We start from the raw sequence: 17,726 nt of genomic DNA, 5'->3' as shown, positions 1-17,726 counted from the left end.
AAAAAATCATTCCTGATATTTTTCACCAGGGAATAGGAGGTGCTTTAATGATTAAGAAAGTTTTTAGTTTTAAAAAAATAGCCTTGTATTTAGTTGTAATCATGTGTACATACTTTATTTCTTCTAACTATTTTTACCCATTGAAGAATCCAGTTGGCGCAGTTAGTTATAAGTGGGGTTCACGGGGGAATATAGTTGTTGAAATTCAAAGAAGATTAAAGGCTTGGGGATATTATAATGGAGGTTTGGATGGAATATATGGCTATGGTACTTATTTAGCGGTAAGAAGCTTTCAGTCTGTAAATGGACTAAATGTAGATGGAATAGCAGGAGACAATACCTTAAATGCATTAGGTATAAATGCTGGGCAGTATAGTACTGGTACAAATACTTCAAGCAACAACAGTAATGACAACACCAATAGTAACGATGTAATGCTGCTTGCAAGGCTTATAAATGGTGAAGCCAGAGGAGAGCCCTATGAAGGTCAAGTAGCTGTTGGAGCCGTTATAATGAATAGAACAAGAGATTCAAGATTTCCAAGCACCATAGCAGGAGTAATCTATCAGCCTGGAGCATTTACAGCTATTGTTGATGGCCAGATAAATGCTCAGCTAGAAACTTCTTCAATAAAGGCTGCAAGAGATGCCCTTAACGGATGGGATCCTTCAGGAGGTGCACTTTATTATTTTAATCCTGCTACAGCTACAAGTGCTTGGATATGGTCGAGACCTCTAATTAAAATTATTGGAAGTCATAGATTTTGCAGCTAAAAGAAAGAACATCTGATTTATACAGTATGAATATCTTGAATTAAAATTTAAAAAGTTTAAATTTTATGAAAAAATTTAAACTTTAATATATTAAAGGGTTGACAATTACCTAAAAGAGTATATAATAAAAATATAGATATCATAGTAAAACAGTCGGAAATGCAGTGAAGAAGGAAAGTAACTTAAATGGAACATACAGAGAGAAGGTCCATAGCTGAGAGGACTTTTATGAATAAATTTAAGAGAAGTGCCCTTTGGAGTTATGAATCGAACTATAAATACTTTGTATTTATAAAGTAGAAGTCATCGGATTCACCCGTTATAGTGATAGAGCATGATTGTGCTTGATTTAAAGTGGGATTTTATCCAATTAGAGTGGAACCGCGGAGTATATACTTCGTCTCTTATTATTATAAGAGGCGGAGTTTTTTTATTTATTATTTTATATAAAAGTGCACATTATATAAAATAATAATTAAAATTTATAAATTAAATTATTTAGCAGCGTAAATTTTAATGATCTTTACGTTCAAAAAAAGAATACAGGGGATTCAGTAATTTATAATAGCTGAGTACTGAATTAAGGAGGCAAAAGCCATAAATTGGCTTTTGCGGGTAATTTGTAAGCGGAGCGAATGGGTTAAATTACCCTGTGTTCCGACTAAAAGGAGGTTAAAGCCCTAAATGGGCTTTAACGAGTAGTTTTGCGAGCGGGAGCGAGTAGTCCTAAACTACTCAGTGTTCCGACTAAAAGGAGGAATTAAAATGATATTTAATAATGCTTTAGAAATGGTAGGAAATACACCAATATTAAAATTAAACAACATAGTAAATGAAGATATGGCTGAAATCTATTTGAAATTAGAAAAACAAAATCCAGCTGGAAGTGTAAAGGATAGAGCAGCTTTAGGAATGATTGAAAAAGCAGAGGAACTTGGGCTTTTAAAAAAAGGAGATACTATTGTTGAACCAACTAGCGGTAACACTGGTATAGCTTTAGCTATGATAGGTAAATTAAAAGGCTATAGAGTAATAATTGTTATGCCGGAAACTATGAGCATTGAAAGAAGAAGCTTAATAAGGGCCTATGGCGCTGAACTTGTGCTTACTGAAGGTGCTAAAGGCATGAAGGGCGCAATTGCTAAAGCAATTGAAATAGCTGAAGGACAAAAGGGCTATTTTATACCACAACAGTTCACAAATGTAGCAAATCCTAATAAGCATTATGCAACTACAGCTGAAGAAATTGTTAAAGACGTAAATGATTTAAATATGTTTATAGCAGGAGTAGGAACTGGTGGAACTATATCAGGAGTAGGTAAGAGACTTAAAGAATTAAAACCAGAAGTTATGGTATTAGCTGTTGAGCCAGAAAAGTCACCAGTTTTATCAGGAGGACAGCCAGGCTCACATAAGATTCAAGGTATAGGGGCTGGCTTTATACCAGACATCTATAATATAGAAGTTGTAGATAAAGTACTAACTGTAACAGAAGAAGAAGCCTTTGAAGCAGCAAGACTTGTTGCAAGAGAAGAAGGAATATTAATAGGAATTTCTTCAGGAGCAAATGTAGCAGTTGCAATTAAGCTTGCAAAGGAACTTGGAAAAGGGAAGAAAATAGTAACTGTAGCCCCAGATGGTGGAGAGAAATATATATCAATGGGACTTTATGATTAAAAAGTGTTTTCAACACATTTTAATCATAATTAACAATTAAGAATTAAGAATGAATTTTTTTGCTAAGCAAAAAAATTCATTCAAAGATTATAGTTTTCCTAAGGAAAAAATCCTACATTTATAATTCATCATGATCAAATATCGTTACTATTATTAACACAAATAATTATTAATTTAAAGAAAGGGGGGTATTTATATGTTTAAAAATATAAGATATGATATAGATAATATAATGAAAAATGATCCAGCTGCAAAGGGTAAGCTTGAAGTACTTTTATTATATCCTAGTATGCAGGCTATAATTTTTCATAGAATAGCTCATAAGTTATATAATAAAAAAAGATATTTTCTTGCAAGATTTATATCTCAGTTAAGCAGATTCATTACAGGAATAGAAATTCATCCAGGTGCTAAAATTGGTAAGGGACTTTTTATTGATCATGGAATGGGAGTTGTTATTGGAGAAACCTCAGAAATAGGAGACAATGTCACTTTATATCACGGGGTTACTCTCGGCGGTACAGGCAAAGAAAAGGGAAAAAGGCACCCTACAGTAGGAAATAATGTAATAATAGGGGCAGGAGCTAAGATACTTGGACCTATTTATATTGGTAATAATGTAAAAATAGGAGCTAGTGCTGTTGTTCTTAAGGATGTACCAGCAAACTCTACTGCAGTAGGAGTACCTGCTCGTATAAAATTAGTTAAACCAAACTCAATTATAGAGATTAAAGATTACATGGGAAGAAAGCAGAAGATATATAATGAAATGGTTATTTAACAAATTTATTATAAGGTGAAACTTATGGATTATAAAGATAGCATAATTGATTTTTGTAATAAATTAGGAATTGATACTGTTGGGTTTTGTGAATGCAGAACTTTTAATGAATTAAGACCTTTTTTAGAAAATAGAAAGATAAATAATATAGAAAATGAATTTGAAGAAAAGGACATGGAAAAAAGAATTAATCCTAAGCTTCAATTAGAAAATGGCAAAACCATTATCTCTATTGCTTTCCCCTATTTATTTGATTATGAGGAGCAGAAGAATGCTGTTTATTTTTCAAAATATACCTGGGGTAAGGATTATCATTTTGTTATATCAAGTTATCTAAATGAAATATGCAAATTTATAGAATTATTAGGGGGAAAAGCAGTTTACTTTGTAGATAGCAATCCTCTACCAGAAAGATATATTGCTTATTTAAGTGGTATTGGTTTTATTGGAAAAAATAATATGCTTATTACTGAAAAATATGGATCCTTTGTCTTTCTAGGAGAAATAATCACAGATATAAAGCTTAATCCAGATAAGCCAATGGAACAAAAATGTGGAGCATGTACTTTATGTTTTGACACTTGTCCAACAAAATCAATAAATAAATTTAAAAGCATGCCTAATATATGTTTATCTTATATTACACAAAAGAAAGATATTGATGACATCTGGTTTAATAAACTAGAGGGAAGAATTTTTGGCTGCGACAGCTGTCAAAATGTATGTCCCTTTAATAAAAGAATAGATAAATCAAAAATTGAAGCTTTAAGACCTTTTGAACATATGAAAAATGTAAGCATTCATGAGCTTATTAATATAGATAATAAAATCTTTAAAGAGAAATATGCCTTAACCTCCTGTGGCTGGAGGGGTAAGAATATTCTTAAAAGAAATGCCTTAATTAATTTATTTAACATAAAAAATGACATAAATATTGAAGCAAAGTCTATAAACTCCCCTTATGTTCTAGATTATTACCATAGACTTTTAAATACATTCCACTTATAATATATATAGATTCATTTATGAAAGGTGGAGAGGTGCTTTGATATCTCCTAAGATTACAAAGCTATTAGATTATTTACCTGAAGGTTTAGTAAACGTTGTATCTAGAAAAATAGTAAATATTATTATAAAAAAATATACGACTCTAGAAATAAAGGGACTTGAAAATTTAAATAATATTAAAAAACCTGTAATATTCATTTGCAATCATTTAAGTAATTCTGATGCTCTTATTTTAGACAAGATTTTAAAAGATCATGATGTTACTTATGTTGCAGGAATTAAACTTACTCAAAATTCAACAACAAATATTGGAGTGAGGCTTGTTAAAACAACAGTACTTAAGCCGAATAGTGCAGATAAAGACGGACTTACTAAGATTATTAATATTGTGAAAATGGGCGGCAATATACTTCTTTTCCCAGAGGGAACAAGAAGCAGAAGCGGAAGCATGATTGAAGCAAAGAAGGGTCTTTTGCTTATTGCAAGAGTTACAAAAGCCCCTATAATTCCTATAGGAATTTATGGGACAGAAAAATTTTTACCTATTAATGATATTGGTGATATGGCGGCTGAAAGTTTTCATCATGCAAAAATAGGTTTAACAATAGGCAAGCAAATGACACTTGAGGAAAGGGAAGAGGGAGAAGACAAAGCATCATATGAAAATAGGGCTTTAACTACCTTAATGCAGGGAATTTCTACCCTTATTCCAGAAAGCTATAGAGGAGTATATAAATAAAAAATACAGCTTGTACGCTGTATTTTTTTTAAAAGTTTATTTAAAATATTATGTATAATGAAGGATTATTAAAAAATAACAAGAATATTATATAGTGTATGTCAAATGACACTAATCCATCATTAAAATTACCAGTTGCAAAATTTGTTTCATTTTTATATACTATAGTTGTTGGTTAAAAAATTACTATACTTTGAGGTAAAATAGTAAGGAGGAGTAAAACCATGGGAAGTAAAGCATTACAAAAATACTTAACAGAAAATTTAGAGGATTTAAGAAGTAAAGGTTTGTACAATGTAATAGACACAGTAGTTGGTGGAAATGGACCAGTTATTGAGATTAGAGGAAAAAGACTAGTTAATCTATCTTCAAATAACTATTTGGGCTTAGCTGGAAACAAAAGAATGATAGATGCTTCCATTAAAGCTACTGAAAAATATGGAGTTGGAGCAGGTGCTGTTAGAACAATTAACGGTACTTTAGATATACATGATGAACTAGAAGAAAAACTTGCAAAATTTAAGCATACAGAAGCAGTTATAGTTTTCCAGTCAGGTTTTAATTGTAATATGGGTGCTATTTCAGCAGTAATGACTAAGAAAGATGCAATTTTATCTGACTCTCTTAATCATGCTTCAATTATAGATGGCTGCAGATTATCAGGTGCTAAAATTATAAGATTTGAACATGCTGATATGGTGGATTTAAGAAATAGGGCAAAAGAAGCTAAAGAATCTGGATTATACGAAAAGATAATGGTTATAACAGATGGTGTATTTTCAATGGATGGAGATATAGCTCCTCTTCCAGAAATAGTTGAAATAGCTGAAGAATTTGATTTAATTACTTATGTTGATGATGCACATGCTTCAGGAGTTTTAGGATGGCATGGAAGCGGGTCTGCTACACATCATGATTTAGTAGGTAAAATAGATTTTCAAATCGGAACACTTTCAAAGGCTTTTGGAGTAGTTGGTGGATATGTAGCCGGATCAAAGGATTTAATTGACTGGTTAAAGGTTAGAGCTAGACCTTTCTTGTTCTCAACTTCAATGACTCCTGGCTCAGCAGCTGCAATCCTTGAAGCCATAAATATATTAACTGAAAATGATGATTTAGTTAAAAAGGTATGGGAAAATGGAAACTATTTAAAGAAGGGCTTAAAGGAATTAGGCTTTAATATAGGACATAGTGAGACTCCAATAACTCCATGTATTATAGGAGAGGCTGATAAGGCTCAAGAATTCAGCAGAGAGCTCTTTAAAGAAGGGGTTTATGCAAAATCAATAGTTTTCCCAACTGTTCCACTTGGAACTGCAAGAGTAAGAAATATGCCTACAGCAGCTCATACAAAGGAAATGCTTGATGAAGCATTAGCTGCATATGAAAGAGTTGGAAAGAGACTAGGAATTATATAGAACACATCGAGGAATAGGGAGGGTCATTATGAAAAAAATACTTGTAACAGGTGCATTAGGACAAATAGGCTCAGAACTTACAATGCATATGAGAAACGTGTACGGAGCAGATAATGTTATAGCAAGTGATATTAGAAGAATAGAAGGAAACGAAGCAGTTGAATCCGGTCCTTTTGAAATATTAGATGTTTTAGATCCTAAGAAGATGGCTGAAGTTGCAAAAAAGCATAACGTAGATACTATAGTTCATCTTGCAGCACTTTTATCAGCAGTTGCTGAAGCAAAGCCAGTGCTTGCTTGGGAAATTAATATGGGTGGATTATTTAATGCGTTAGAAGTAGCTAGAGAACTAAATACAAAGTTCTTTACTCCAAGTTCAATTGGTGCTTTTGGACCATCTACACCTAAGGACAAAACACCACAAGATACAATACAAAGACCACAAACTATGTACGGGGTAACTAAGGTTTCAGGAGAACTACTTTGTGATTACTACTTCAAAAGATTTGGTGTTGATACAAGAGGAGTAAGATTCCCAGGACTAATTTCCTATGTAACTCCATGCGGCGGAGGAACTACTGATTACGCTGTAGATATATATTATGAGGCATTAAAGAGCGGCAAGTATACTTCCTTTATAGGTGAAGGAACTTACATGGATATGATGTATATGCCAGATGCCTTAAATGCAATAGTAACTTTACTAGAAGCTGATCCTTCAAAGTTAGTTCACAGAAATGCATTTAATATATCTGCCATGAGCTTTGAACCATCACAAATAGCTGCTGAAATTAAGAAGCATATACCAAGCTTTGAAATGAGCTATGAAGTTGACCCAGTAAGACAGGCAATAGCAGATTCTTGGCCAAATTCTATTGACAGCAGTGCTGCAAAGGCTGAATGGGGCTTCAGTTCTAAATACGACTTAGCTTCTATGACAACAGATATGCTTGAAAAATTAAGAGTTAAATTGAATATAAAATAATTTAAAAAAGTTTAAAATCCCTTATAAGCACTTGTTTATAAGGGATTAATTTTTATTAACACCCTATTTTATATGAAATTAATTCTTGGATAAAATATGAATTAGGATATACTGTGTTAGGGGTAAATATTTAACTCTATAAATTTAGACCTTTATTTGATATAATTAATTCGACAAAAGTTTTTTCTTGTTGTTATTCTAAAATATAAAGCAAGGTGAGAAAAATGAATAAAAAGGAAAGAATAACTAATATACTAAGGTTATTGAAGGAGAATTACCCAGAGGCAAAATGTGCATTAAACTTTAATTCTCCTTATGAATTATTAGTAGCAACTATCTTAAGTGCACAATGCACTGATGATAGAGTAAATATAGTAACCAGTGAGCTTTTTAAAGAGTACAACACTCCTGAAAAAATGATTACCTTAAGCTTAGAAGAACTTTGTGAAAAAGTTAAAAGCTGCGGCTTTTATAAAAATAAGGCTAAAAATATTCTCGGAACGACCCAAGAAATTTTGTTAAAATATCAGGGACAGGTTCCAAGGACTATGGAGGAACTAATTGAGCTTCCTGGTGTAGGTAGGAAAACGGCAAATGTTGTACTATCAAATGCCTATGGAGTCCCTGCAATTGCTGTGGATACTCACGTGTTTAGAGTTTCAAATAGATTAGGTCTTGCAAAAGGAAAAACCCCGGAAGAAGTTGAACAAGGACTTATGAAAAATATACCTAAAAAAATGTGGAGTGATGCACATCATTATATAATTTGGCACGGCCGAAAGGTATGCCATGCAAGAAAGCCCAATTGTGAAGAATGTGTTCTGGCTCCTTATTGTGAATATAACTTAGGAAAGGAAAAATAGATTATGAATAAAAGAATTGGATTTATAGGCTGTGGAAATATGGCTCAAGCTATGATTGGCGGTATAGTAAAATCAAATATAGTCCCAAAAGAAGATATTATGGGAAGCAACAGTGGGGATAAAAATTTAAATATCACTAAAGAAAAATTCGGAATATTAACTACACATGACAATAAGGAAGTAGCAGCATTTTCAGATATATTAATATTAGCTGTAAAACCCCATATCTATCCTTCTGTTATCGAGGAAATAAAGAATGTGGTAAAAAAAGATGCTGTGATAATTACTATTGCAGCAGGAATCTCAATTGCTTTTATGGAAAAGGCTTTTGGCAATGAAGTAAAGGTAGTAAGAACAATGCCTAATACTCCAGCAATGGTAGGGGAGGGTATGAGTGCACTTTGCTCAAATATTAAGGTTAGTAAAGAAGAACTTAATGAGGTTATAGAAGTTTATAACTCATTTGGTAAGGCAGAAGTTATTGAAGAAAGACTGATGGATTATATTCCAGCAGTTAGCGGCTCTTCTCCAGCCTATGTTTATATGTTCATAGAAGCTTTAGCTGATGGTGCTGTTAGAGATGGAATTCCAAGAGAAAAGGCATATAAATTTGCGGCACAGGCTGTACTTGGAGCTGCTAAGATGGTATTAGAATCTGGGCAGCATCCTGGAGCACTAAAAGATAATGTATGTTCACCTGGAGGAACAACAATTGAAGCGGTGTACTCTTTAGAAAAAAATAATTTTAGAGGAACAGTAATTGATGCAATGAAGGCATGTACAGATAAGACTGTTGGAATGTCAAAGAATAACGGTTAAGAAAGGTTGTTAAGATAAATGAATAAAGAACCAAAGGATACAACAGTTGTTGTTGGTATGTCAGGAGGAGTGGATTCCTCTGTTGCAGCACTTTTATTAAAAGAGCAGGGCTATAATGTAATAGGCATATTCATGAAGAACTGGGATGAAAAAGATGAAAATGGAGCATGCACGGCAACAGAGGACTATGATGATGTAAGAAGAGTTTGTGATGAAATAGGTATCCCATATTATACTGTGAACTTTGTGAAGGAATATTGGGATAGGGTTTTTACTTATTTCTTAGAGGAATATAAAAAAGGAAGAACTCCGAATCCAGATGTTATGTGTAATAAGGAAATAAAATTTAAGGCATTTTTAGATTATGCTATGAAAATAGGCGCTGACTATTTGGCTACAGGTCATTATGCACAAATAGGTTATGATAACGGTGAATATAAAATGCTTAGAGCAGTAGATGGCAATAAGGATCAAACATATTTTCTATGTATGTTAAAGCAGCATCAGCTTTCAAAGGCAATGTTTCCAGTTGGGCATTTAACTAAGCCAGAAGTTAGAGAAATAGCACTAAAATATGGTCTTAAAACAGCAACAAAAAAGGACAGTACAGGAATTTGCTTTATCGGAGAGAGAAATTTTCATAAATTCTTAGCTAATTACCTTCCATCTAAGTCTGGAGATATAATGACCTTTGATGGCAAAGTAATTGGAAAGCATGATGGTCTTATGTACTATACCTTAGGTCAGAGAAAAGGCCTAGGTATTGGCGGAACAGGTGAAGGAAATGGCGAACCTTGGTTTGTAGCAGAGAAGGACTTGAAGAAGAATATTTTATACGTAGTACAAGGAGATGACCATCCGGCAATATATTCTTATGGTTTAGAAGCAGATGATTTAAGCTGGGTTAGTGACACATCTCCAACTGGAACCTTTAAATGCACAGCAAAGTTTAGATACAGACAGCCAGATCAAGGGGTAACAGTAATTATGAAGGGTAATAATAAATGTACTGTAGTATTTGATAAGCCGCAAAGGGCTGTAACTCCAGGGCAGGCAGTAGTATTTTATGAGGGAGAAGCTTGCTTAGGTGGAGGGATAATCCATTCAATTTATAAAGATCCAAATGATATGAATTAAGCTGAAATAAAATAAAATAACCTCCATGTTTATTGATACTGATTAAGGTGGAAAACAGTGATTACTGAGGGAACTCCTAAATTCCCTCAGTACATTAGCATCTCACCTAATGTTCAGTATCTTTACTTTTTGCTATATCAAATAATAAATAATATTACATAAAATCCGCTAAGCATAAATAGCCCTAATGGAACACCAAGCTTAATCCACTCACTGCTTTTTATCTTTAGTTTTCCAGCAGATATTATATTAGGTATATTTCCAGGTATAAGCATACCACCGCTTAAAAGAAGACCTAGCATAATAGCTTTGATTTGTTCTGCATTCATTTGCGGACTAATTTCTGCAGAAGCAAGTGTGGCATTATCTAGTATTGCAGAAATTGTATTTCCCCAATATAAAATTTTGCTATCTAAACCAATTACGTAAGTATCTATTATTGGCTTGAAACCTGAACCTAAAAGTTCAAGAGCTATAACAAAAATAAATATTTTTATAGCTCTAAAAGCTATGTCTATGTTTGTATCTTGGGTTATTTTTTCAATTTCAGTAGGAGAAAAATTATTATTATTTTTAATAGAAAATGCAGCTAATATGCTCAATAATATAATACCTATAACTACATATAAGCTCAATTCTTTAAATAAATAGAAAAAGTCTGCATTTAATTTAGAGATTACTATAGTTGCAACAGGTTCGCCAATGGGTGTCAGTGCGGCTCCTAGGCCAATGGAAAAGCAGGCAATTATATTTAAATTCACTTTGCTTTTTCTATCAATAGGAAGCAGTATAATAATTTCTACTAGAATAAGCGCCGCCACCATAGCTGTTATGACACTAGATAACAAACCTAATATAAAAACTAATAAAAATACAAATAATCTTAAGGGAATAAGTTTTATTACTTTATTGATCATATTTTCTAATTTATATGCTAAAGCTTTAAATAAAAAACCTATAACGAAAACTGTAGCCGTTATGGCATAAAGAAAATTATTTTCAAGTATGTGTAGTATTAACTGCTTGGAAATTATTCCCGAGCTTGCAGCAGCACCTATACCCATTATGAAAAGAAAAAATTCTATATTATGCTCTATGGTCTTAAATGTTAATGGTAAGATAAAGGTTAAGATTAGTATAATTATTAACACTGTAATCATAATTACTACCTCCAATTTTTAATTTACATATATTTCTTAGCTAATAAATAAAAAAGGGCACAAAAAAAGCGGGAAACTCAATTAAGAGCTTCCCACCCCAGAAACTAAATTCTCTTGAAAGCAAACTAAGTTTGCCCAACCGAAATACATATAAACTTATAATAATATTATAGTAAATTTAAGGATAAAGGTCAACTTGGAATAATTAAACTAATTCTTCCTGTATTTCTTCTGTTTCCTCCCAATTTACATGAGGCCCTCTTAGGTAAGATATAAAAGCAGCTATTATGCTAAAGACAAAGGATAAAGTAAATGCCATTCTTAAGCCTGATATAAATTGATTAATAGCTATGCCTTGTGAACCAACCTGTGTTCCAATAAACAGTGCCTGCATAGCATCTGGTGAAATACTTGAAGATATTATGGCCATAGATAAAGCTATACTTAAAACAGTACCAGCGTTGTTCATCATTGTTCTAATACCTGCTGCAATACCTCTTTTATCTGCAGGTACCATACTCATTATAGCACTGGTATTTGGAGAAAAGAACATGCCTGAGCCAACTCCCATTATAAGCATCCATATCATAAGTTCAGTGGTTGAGGTTTTAGAAGTGATAAACATCATACCGGCAAGACCTATAGCAGATATAAATAAACCAATGGAACTTAAATGTCTTGAACCATATTTATCTGAAAGATACCCGCTTATTGGTGAAACCACCATCATAGAAACAGCCATTGGGGCTAAAAGCATTCCTGCTATAATAGGATCTATTCCTTTAATGCCTTGAAAGAAGAATATTAGTAAGAAGGTAACAGCTCCTCTTGCTACTCCGTTTAAAAAGGTGCTTCCGTAAGCAAAGGCTAAGACTCTTGTCTTTAAAAGCCTTAAATCCAGCATTGGCTGCTCAGTACTATTTTCAATTTTAACAAATAAAGAAATGAATATTACTGAAATAATAAATAAGGCAATAACGTAAATATTAAACCAACCGATGAATCCTCCCATAGATAAAGCTATTAATAAAGAAAGCATTCCAGTAGTAAAAGCAAGAGTACCTTTTATATCAAATTTCTGCTTTTCAGATATTAATTTTGTTTCTTTTAATTGCATGAAAGCCCATAGTGTTCCTACTATACCTATGGGAATATTTATATAAAAAATATATCTCCAGCCTACATTTATTAAAAATCCACCAAGAATTGGTCCAGCAATAGATGCTATACTGATTATCATACTGTTGATTCCAAGAGCCTTACCTAGCTCTCTTTTTGGAAAGGCATCAGTAACTATTGCAGTACTGTTAGCTACCATTAAGGACCCTCCTACAGCTTGTACTAACCTAAACAATAATAGCTGCAGCCCTGTTTGAGAAAGCGAACAGAGAAATGAAGACAATGTAAAGATAGCAAAGCCTGTAACATAAAGTTTTTTTCTTCCAAACATATCAGCCATTCTGCCTATAGCAGGTACAAGTATTGTCATTACAAGCATATAACCCATTATAGTCCAGGTAACAATATTCATACTTGCATTTAAATCTTTCATTATAACTGGAAGTGCAATCATCAGTGTACTTCCGCTTAAAACTGAAAATAGTGCACCTACTGTGGTACAGGATAAGGCTATCCATTTATAATTATCATTTTTCATCTTTTCCTCCTAGCATTTCAACTTTTGTCAAAATTTCTTTATAAGTTTCTTTTACTTTTTTTAAGGATTGTTCTTTTTCTTCAATTAGTTCTATTTGATGTTTTATAAGTTCAATTGAATTTTTTATCAAAGCATCATCTTTTATATCTTTACATAGTATTTTCTTTAAATCTAATTCAAGATTAAAGGTTTCTTTTATTTCAAGAAGTGAAAATCCAAGAATTGATTTTAAAGCTTTAATTCTTGTAATATTTTTTATATCTTCTTCTGAATATAATCTATAAGATGATTCTGTTCTTGAAGGTTTAATAAGTCCAATATCCTCATAATATCTAAGTGTTCTTTTTGTAAATCCAGTTATTTTTGCTACATCTTCAATGTGATAAAACTTTTCATCCATGCTCATTACCTCCAAGTAATTATTTTATATCAATATAACCTTAACGTCAAGGTTAACGATATAAAATTTAAATAATTAGTGACCAAAACAAAAAATAATGATAGCATATTAGATAAGATAATGCTAATTTTAATTGTTTATTTTTATATAAATAAGCTTAAAAAGGAGTAAACTCCCTGCTATGGAAGAAAAACAGAAAATTAAGGTTTCTGTAAGGGACTTGGTAGAATTCGTTCTAATGAATGGGGATATAGTATCAGGCTTTACAGGAAGTTCAAGAAATTTAGATGCAATTAAGGCTCATCAACTTATTCAAAAATCCTATGGAGAAGGCTTTACAAAAGAAGTTCCATTAAGTTTTGTTGTGGAAAGTGAGGATATTTTATTAGAAGTTGGTGGAAGAATTGATGGACTTTATGTTAATGATAAGGAAGTAATAATAGATGAAATTAAAACCACTACACAAGATTTAAAGCTAATAGAAGAAGAACATAATGTTCTGCATTGGGCGCAAGCTAAGTGCTATGGATATATCTATTCCATGCAAAATTCAATTCAAAATATTAATATTCAACTTACTTATTATAATTTAGAGGAGAAAAACACTAAAAAATTCTTAAGGAATTTCAATATAACAGATTTACAAGGTTTTTTCAGTGAACTGGTGGAACAATATTTTTATTGGGCCAAACTTTTAAGCAGTTGGAATATTAGACGTAATGAGGCAATAAAAAAACTTGATTTTCCTTTCCCTTTTTATAGAAAAGGACAAAGAGAATTTGCGGTAGCTGTTTATAAAACAGTAAAGGAAGGTAATAAACTGTTTGCCCAGGCTCCAACTGGGATAGGTAAAACCATGGCTACCATCTTCCCCAGTCTAAAAGCTTTAGAAGAAGGGCATATAACTAAAATATTTTATTTAACAGCAAAAACTATTACAAGGACCATAGCTGAAAAAGCATTAGGAAGCCTTTCAGAAAATGGGCTTAGAATAAAGTCCCTAACTTTGACTGCAAAAGAAAAAATATGCTTTAAAGAAAAGGCTGAATGCAATTCAGAAACCTGTGAATATGCTAAAGGACATTATGATAGGGTTAAAACAGCACTTGAGGATATCTTTTCTGAAGATTTTTTTACAAGAGAAGTAATTGAAGAATATTCAAGAAAACATAGAGTATGTCCCTTCGAATTTTCTTTAGATTTATCTAACTTCTCTGATTGTATAATTTGCGATTATAACTATGTTTTTGATCCTAGTGCAAATTTAAAAAGATTTTTTTTAGATAAAGGCGGTGAGTATGTCTTTTTAATAGATGAAGCCCATAACTTAGTTGACAGGGCACGTGAGATGTTTTCTAGTGAGCTATCAAAAAAATCAATATTGGATTTAAAAAAGAAATTGAAAACAGTATCGCCAAGCTTAAGTAAAGGCTTAAATAAAATAAACTCAATATTTATAGAATATAGGAAAAAGTGTGAAGAAGAAAATACATATTTTATTCAAAAGGAAGCACCAAAAGAGCTATATGGAATACTTACAGAATTTTTAGGGACTGCTGAGAAATACCTATTAGAACATAAGAATTCTGATGGTAATGATGATATACTGGATTTATATTTTAAGTTTTATGCTTTTTTAAGAGTAGCAGAATATTATGATGAAAAATTTATAACTTATGTTGAAAAAAAGAATAATGATGTTATTATTAAGATGTTCTGCTTGGATCCATCTTATTTATTAAAGGAGTGTATGAAGAAGGGTAAGGCGGCGATTTTATTTTCTGCAACCTTAAGTCCAATGGATTATTTTATGTCTGTACTTGGCGGGGATGAAAAAAGTTATCGAATAAGACTTGCATCTCCATTCCCTAAAGAAAATTTATGCCTTATGCTTGATAGTAGGACCTCTACAAAATATAAGGACAGAGAATTTACCTACGACAAAATTAGTGAAGCGATTAACAGTGTAATTAGTGGCAAACAGGGCAATTATTTAATATTCTTTCCTTCTTATCAATATATGAATGAAGTATATAATAGATTTAAGTCTATTAATGAAGAGATTGAAGTAATTATTCAAAATCCAGGAATGACAGAAGAAGAAAAAGAAACATTTTTAGATAGTTTTTCTGAAAACAATGAAAGCACAATGGCTGCCTTTGCAGTTATGGGCGGCATGTTTGGAGAAGGAATAGATCTAACTGGAGATAAATTATCTGGAGCTGTAATTGTTGGAGTAGGGCTGCCCCAAATATGTCTTGAGAGAAATATTATTAAAGACTATTTTAATGAAATTAAGGGGTTAGGTTTCGAATATGCCTATGTTTATCCGGGAATGAATAAGGTATTGCAGGCTGTTGGAAGGGTAATAAGAACCGAGAATGATAGAGGAGTTGTACTATTAATTGATGAAAGGTTTTCTAACAATGTGTATAGAAGGCTCTTTCCTACTGAATGGAGACCTATAAAAGTTAGTAAAGAATTAAGTTCAATAACTAAAGTATTGGATGAGTTTTGGTAAGAATAAATGAATTAAGAGTCATAACAATTGATAATTGTTATGTACAATAGAGTAATAACAGGAGGTTTTTTATGGTTATTGATAGTATAGTTGTTGCAAAGGCCTCAATTGAAATGGCCATATCTTCAAGAGAAGAGGAAAAAGTATTAGAAAGTAAATTTAAAGAAAAAGGTATTTTGACAGTTGCAGTTGATGTTGGTGGTAATTTGATTAATTCTATTCCTAAGATAATGGAAAGAGCTTTAGTAGCTGCTAAGAGAAGTGGAATTATAAAAGACTGTCACGTACACGATGGGGCTATTGTAGGTGCTGCTAGAGAAGCTATAATGCAAGTATCACTAAAAGCAAATGGCCTAAATGTTGGCGGGAAAATAGGTATTGCCAGAAGTGGAGAACATTTAAGCGTAGCTATTTTTATGAGTATTGGGGAGCTTCATTTGAACGATTTAGCAATAGGCCTTGCACATCGCTCCATACCAGATTTATAAAAGATTTCAAAATTAATGTAAATTTATATTGAATTTACTTATGTGCTATGGTAAAATACTAACATATATTTTGTAGGTTACTGATCGTTCAGTAAGTAGTTTGGAAGAATTAGCTTTAGACAGGAAATTTAAAATTGTAGAATAGTAGTTTTTGTAGGAGATATTTTGCTTAAGAAATTTATTTTTCTGATGGCTTTTTTGTGATGCAAGCTCTCCTTATGGGGAGCTTTTATTATTTCACTAAAACTATTAGAAAATAAAATATATTATTTTTTAATTTTTGGAGGATGGTAGTATGGTAGGTAAAAAAATTCAAACGCTGTTAATGGTAGTGTTAACAGCATCACTTCTAGGAGCTTGCTCAAGTTCACAAGCAGCTTCAAACAATTCTAATACAAAGGTGATAAAAATTGGGATCACCCAAATAGCTGAGCATCCAGCACTGGATTCAGCCAGAAAAGGCTTCCTTGAGGCACTTAAATCTAAAGGTTATGAAGAAGGTAAAAACTTAAAGGTAGACTATGAAAATGCTCAAGGTGATATGGCTACAACTCAGACAATAGCTCAGAATTTTGTTTCAAATAAAGAGAATTTAATCTTAGCTATTGCAACTCCTTCAGCTCAGGCAGCCTTTAATGCAACTAAGGATATTCCTATTGTTATAACAGCAGTAACTGATCCTGTAAAAGCTGGTCTTGCAAAAAGCCTAGAAAAATCTGACACAAATGTAACTGGCACCTCAGATAATGTTCCTATTGAAAAACAACTAGAGCTTCTTAAGAAGCTTATCCCAAAAAGCAAAAGGGTGGGGGTAATCTATAATACAAGTGAAAGCAATTCAGAGGTTCAATTAGAAGGTTTAAAAAAGGCTGCACCTAATTTTGATCTCCAAGTGGTTACTGCAGGGGTTACTAATGTTAATGAAATACCTCAAGCTTTAAGTTCAATTCTTATGAATATAGATGTTTTATATATACCAACTGATAACATGGTAGCTTCTTCCTTGCCTCTAATAACTAATCAATGCTACAGTAAGAAAATACCAGTTATTGGTGCAGAAAAGGGTCATGTGACCAATGGAGCACTTGCTACAACAGGTATAGACTACAATAAACTTGGGTTTCAAACTGGCTTAATGGCTGTAGATATAATAAATGGGAAATCTCCTAAGGACGTACCAATAGTAACCTCTTCTGAAATGCAGACTGTAATAAATACTGACGCTGCGAAGAAACTGAATATTACAATTCCTGAGGATATAAACAGTAAAGCGGAAAAAATTACAGGGGGAGTTAAATAG

General features: G+C 32.4%; 16 protein-coding genes and 2 other annotated features. Of the genes, 13 read left to right on the top strand and 3 right to left on the bottom strand.

Translation table 11 applies throughout. The annotated features are described in order from the left end of the window. Positions 1–47 precede the first annotated feature (47 nt). The 10 genes from sleB to mnmA all read left to right on the top strand — a co-directional run bounded on the left by sleB (position 48) and on the right by mnmA (position 10,200). Positions 48–773: a spore cortex-lytic enzyme gene (gene sleB / locus ACJDUH_RS10245; protein ID WP_406765119.1), complete on the top strand. Its 726-nt coding sequence runs from the start codon at positions 48–50 to the stop codon at positions 771–773. A 155-nt stretch (positions 774–928) separates the two neighbouring features. Continuing rightward, positions 929–1,181: a binding site (T-box leader), on the top strand. A gap of 357 nt (positions 1,182–1,538) precedes the next feature. Further along, entirely contained in the window at positions 1,539–2,450 is a 912-nt protein-coding gene (gene cysK / locus ACJDUH_RS10240) for a cysteine synthase A (RefSeq protein WP_406765118.1), read from the top strand. 196 nt (positions 2,451–2,646) lie between these two features. Next, complete coding sequence (gene epsC, locus ACJDUH_RS10235; protein WP_406765117.1) at positions 2,647–3,231, top strand: serine O-acetyltransferase EpsC; 585 nt, start codon at positions 2,647–2,649, stop codon at positions 3,229–3,231. Positions 3,232–3,255: 24 nt separating this feature from the next. Continuing rightward, positions 3,256–4,239 (top strand): tRNA epoxyqueuosine(34) reductase QueG, encoded by a 984-nt coding sequence (gene queG / locus ACJDUH_RS10230; protein WP_406765116.1) that lies wholly within the window; start codon positions 3,256–3,258, stop codon positions 4,237–4,239. 37 nt (positions 4,240–4,276) lie between these two features. Then, positions 4,277–4,978 (top strand): lysophospholipid acyltransferase family protein, encoded by a 702-nt coding sequence (locus tag ACJDUH_RS10225; protein WP_406765115.1) that lies wholly within the window; start codon positions 4,277–4,279, stop codon positions 4,976–4,978. A gap of 224 nt (positions 4,979–5,202) precedes the next feature. Then, entirely contained in the window at positions 5,203–6,396 is a 1,194-nt protein-coding gene (locus tag ACJDUH_RS10220) for a glycine C-acetyltransferase (protein ID WP_406765114.1), read from the top strand. Positions 6,397–6,424: 28 nt separating this feature from the next. Then, the gene (locus ACJDUH_RS10215; protein ID WP_406765113.1) at positions 6,425–7,381 is read left to right on the top strand and encodes an L-threonine 3-dehydrogenase; all 957 of its coding nucleotides are present in this window, start codon (positions 6,425–6,427) and stop codon (positions 7,379–7,381) included. A 224-nt stretch (positions 7,382–7,605) separates the two neighbouring features. Then, positions 7,606–8,244 carry an endonuclease III gene (nth, locus tag ACJDUH_RS10210; RefSeq protein ID WP_406765112.1) on the top strand — a complete coding sequence of 213 codons (639 nt, stop codon included), beginning with the start codon at positions 7,606–7,608 and terminating at the stop codon, positions 8,242–8,244. 3 nt (positions 8,245–8,247) lie between these two features. Then, positions 8,248–9,063 (top strand): pyrroline-5-carboxylate reductase, encoded by an 816-nt coding sequence (gene proC / locus ACJDUH_RS10205; protein WP_406765111.1) that lies wholly within the window; start codon positions 8,248–8,250, stop codon positions 9,061–9,063. An 18-nt stretch (positions 9,064–9,081) separates the two neighbouring features. Next, complete coding sequence (gene mnmA / locus ACJDUH_RS10200) at positions 9,082–10,200, top strand: tRNA 2-thiouridine(34) synthase MnmA (protein ID WP_406765110.1); 1,119 nt, start codon at positions 9,082–9,084, stop codon at positions 10,198–10,200. Between the two features lie 137 nt (positions 10,201–10,337). Here the strand turns inward: mnmA and ACJDUH_RS10195 are convergent, their stop codons facing one another. The 3 genes from ACJDUH_RS10195 to ACJDUH_RS10185 form a co-directional block, all read right to left on the bottom strand. Then, the gene (locus ACJDUH_RS10195) at positions 10,338–11,360 is read right to left on the bottom strand and encodes a DUF1646 family protein (RefSeq protein ID WP_406765109.1); all 1,023 of its coding nucleotides are present in this window, start codon (positions 11,358–11,360) and stop codon (positions 10,338–10,340) included. Between the two features lie 86 nt (positions 11,361–11,446). Continuing rightward, positions 11,447–11,501: a sequence feature (sodium ion sensor (DUF1646 type); this cis-regulatory element may regulate processes involved in with the transportation of sodium ions), on the bottom strand. A 64-nt stretch (positions 11,502–11,565) separates the two neighbouring features. After that, on the bottom strand, positions 11,566–13,017 hold the full coding sequence (locus ACJDUH_RS10190) for an MFS transporter (protein WP_406765108.1): 1,452 nt from the start codon (positions 13,015–13,017) through the stop codon (positions 11,566–11,568). Then, a complete protein-coding gene (locus ACJDUH_RS10185) occupies positions 13,007–13,417 on the bottom strand; it encodes a helix-turn-helix domain-containing protein (protein ID WP_406765107.1) in 411 nt (136 codons plus the stop codon). The genes ACJDUH_RS10190 and ACJDUH_RS10185 overlap by 11 nt, the downstream gene beginning before the upstream one ends. A 181-nt stretch (positions 13,418–13,598) precedes the next feature. Here ACJDUH_RS10185 and ACJDUH_RS10180 point away from each other — a divergent pair, with 181 nt between their 5' ends. The 3 genes from ACJDUH_RS10180 to ACJDUH_RS10170 all read left to right on the top strand — a co-directional run bounded on the left by ACJDUH_RS10180 (position 13,599) and on the right by ACJDUH_RS10170 (position 17,726). Then, complete coding sequence (locus tag ACJDUH_RS10180; protein WP_406765106.1) at positions 13,599–15,938, top strand: ATP-dependent DNA helicase; 2,340 nt, start codon at positions 13,599–13,601, stop codon at positions 15,936–15,938. Positions 15,939–16,009: 71 nt separating this feature from the next. Continuing rightward, positions 16,010–16,426 carry a HutP family protein gene (locus ACJDUH_RS10175; protein ID WP_406765105.1) on the top strand — a complete coding sequence of 139 codons (417 nt, stop codon included), beginning with the start codon at positions 16,010–16,012 and terminating at the stop codon, positions 16,424–16,426. Between the two features lie 295 nt (positions 16,427–16,721). Continuing rightward, on the top strand, positions 16,722–17,726 hold the full coding sequence (locus tag ACJDUH_RS10170; RefSeq protein WP_406765104.1) for an ABC transporter substrate-binding protein: 1,005 nt from the start codon (positions 16,722–16,724) through the stop codon (positions 17,724–17,726).

This window comes from Candidatus Clostridium radicumherbarum, assembly GCF_045310525.1.
In the GTDB taxonomy this organism is placed as follows: Bacteria; Bacillota; Clostridia; order Clostridiales; family Clostridiaceae; genus Clostridium_AT; species Clostridium_AT radicumherbarum.
Note: the sequence above shows the minus strand (reverse complement) of the source record. Positions and strands in the feature narration are given on the sequence as shown.

Excerpts from the sequence above, each read along its gene's own strand:
- ACJDUH_RS10185 (WP_406765107.1), bottom strand. The coding sequence starts at position 13,417 with ATGGATGAAAAGTTTTATCACATTGAAGATGTAGCAAAAATAACTGGA.
- sleB (WP_406765119.1), top strand. The coding sequence starts at position 48 with ATGATTAAGAAAGTTTTTAGTTTTAAAAAAATAGCCTTGTATTTAGTT.
- nth (WP_406765112.1), top strand. The coding sequence starts at position 7,606 with ATGAATAAAAAGGAAAGAATAACTAATATACTAAGGTTATTGAAGGAG.
- ACJDUH_RS10175 (WP_406765105.1), top strand. The coding sequence starts at position 16,010 with ATGGTTATTGATAGTATAGTTGTTGCAAAGGCCTCAATTGAAATGGCC.
- proC (WP_406765111.1), top strand. The coding sequence starts at position 8,248 with ATGAATAAAAGAATTGGATTTATAGGCTGTGGAAATATGGCTCAAGCT.
- ACJDUH_RS10215 (WP_406765113.1), top strand. The coding sequence starts at position 6,425 with ATGAAAAAAATACTTGTAACAGGTGCATTAGGACAAATAGGCTCAGAA.
- queG (WP_406765116.1), top strand. The coding sequence starts at position 3,256 with ATGGATTATAAAGATAGCATAATTGATTTTTGTAATAAATTAGGAATT.
- ACJDUH_RS10220 (WP_406765114.1), top strand. The coding sequence starts at position 5,203 with ATGGGAAGTAAAGCATTACAAAAATACTTAACAGAAAATTTAGAGGAT.
- ACJDUH_RS10195 (WP_406765109.1), bottom strand. The coding sequence starts at position 11,360 with ATGATTACAGTGTTAATAATTATACTAATCTTAACCTTTATCTTACCA.
- mnmA (WP_406765110.1), top strand. The coding sequence starts at position 9,082 with ATGAATAAAGAACCAAAGGATACAACAGTTGTTGTTGGTATGTCAGGA.
- ACJDUH_RS10190 (WP_406765108.1), bottom strand. The coding sequence starts at position 13,017 with ATGAAAAATGATAATTATAAATGGATAGCCTTATCCTGTACCACAGTA.
- ACJDUH_RS10170 (WP_406765104.1), top strand. The coding sequence starts at position 16,722 with ATGGTAGGTAAAAAAATTCAAACGCTGTTAATGGTAGTGTTAACAGCA.
- cysK (WP_406765118.1), top strand. The coding sequence starts at position 1,539 with ATGATATTTAATAATGCTTTAGAAATGGTAGGAAATACACCAATATTA.
- ACJDUH_RS10180 (WP_406765106.1), top strand. The coding sequence starts at position 13,599 with ATGGAAGAAAAACAGAAAATTAAGGTTTCTGTAAGGGACTTGGTAGAA.
- epsC (WP_406765117.1), top strand. The coding sequence starts at position 2,647 with ATGTTTAAAAATATAAGATATGATATAGATAATATAATGAAAAATGAT.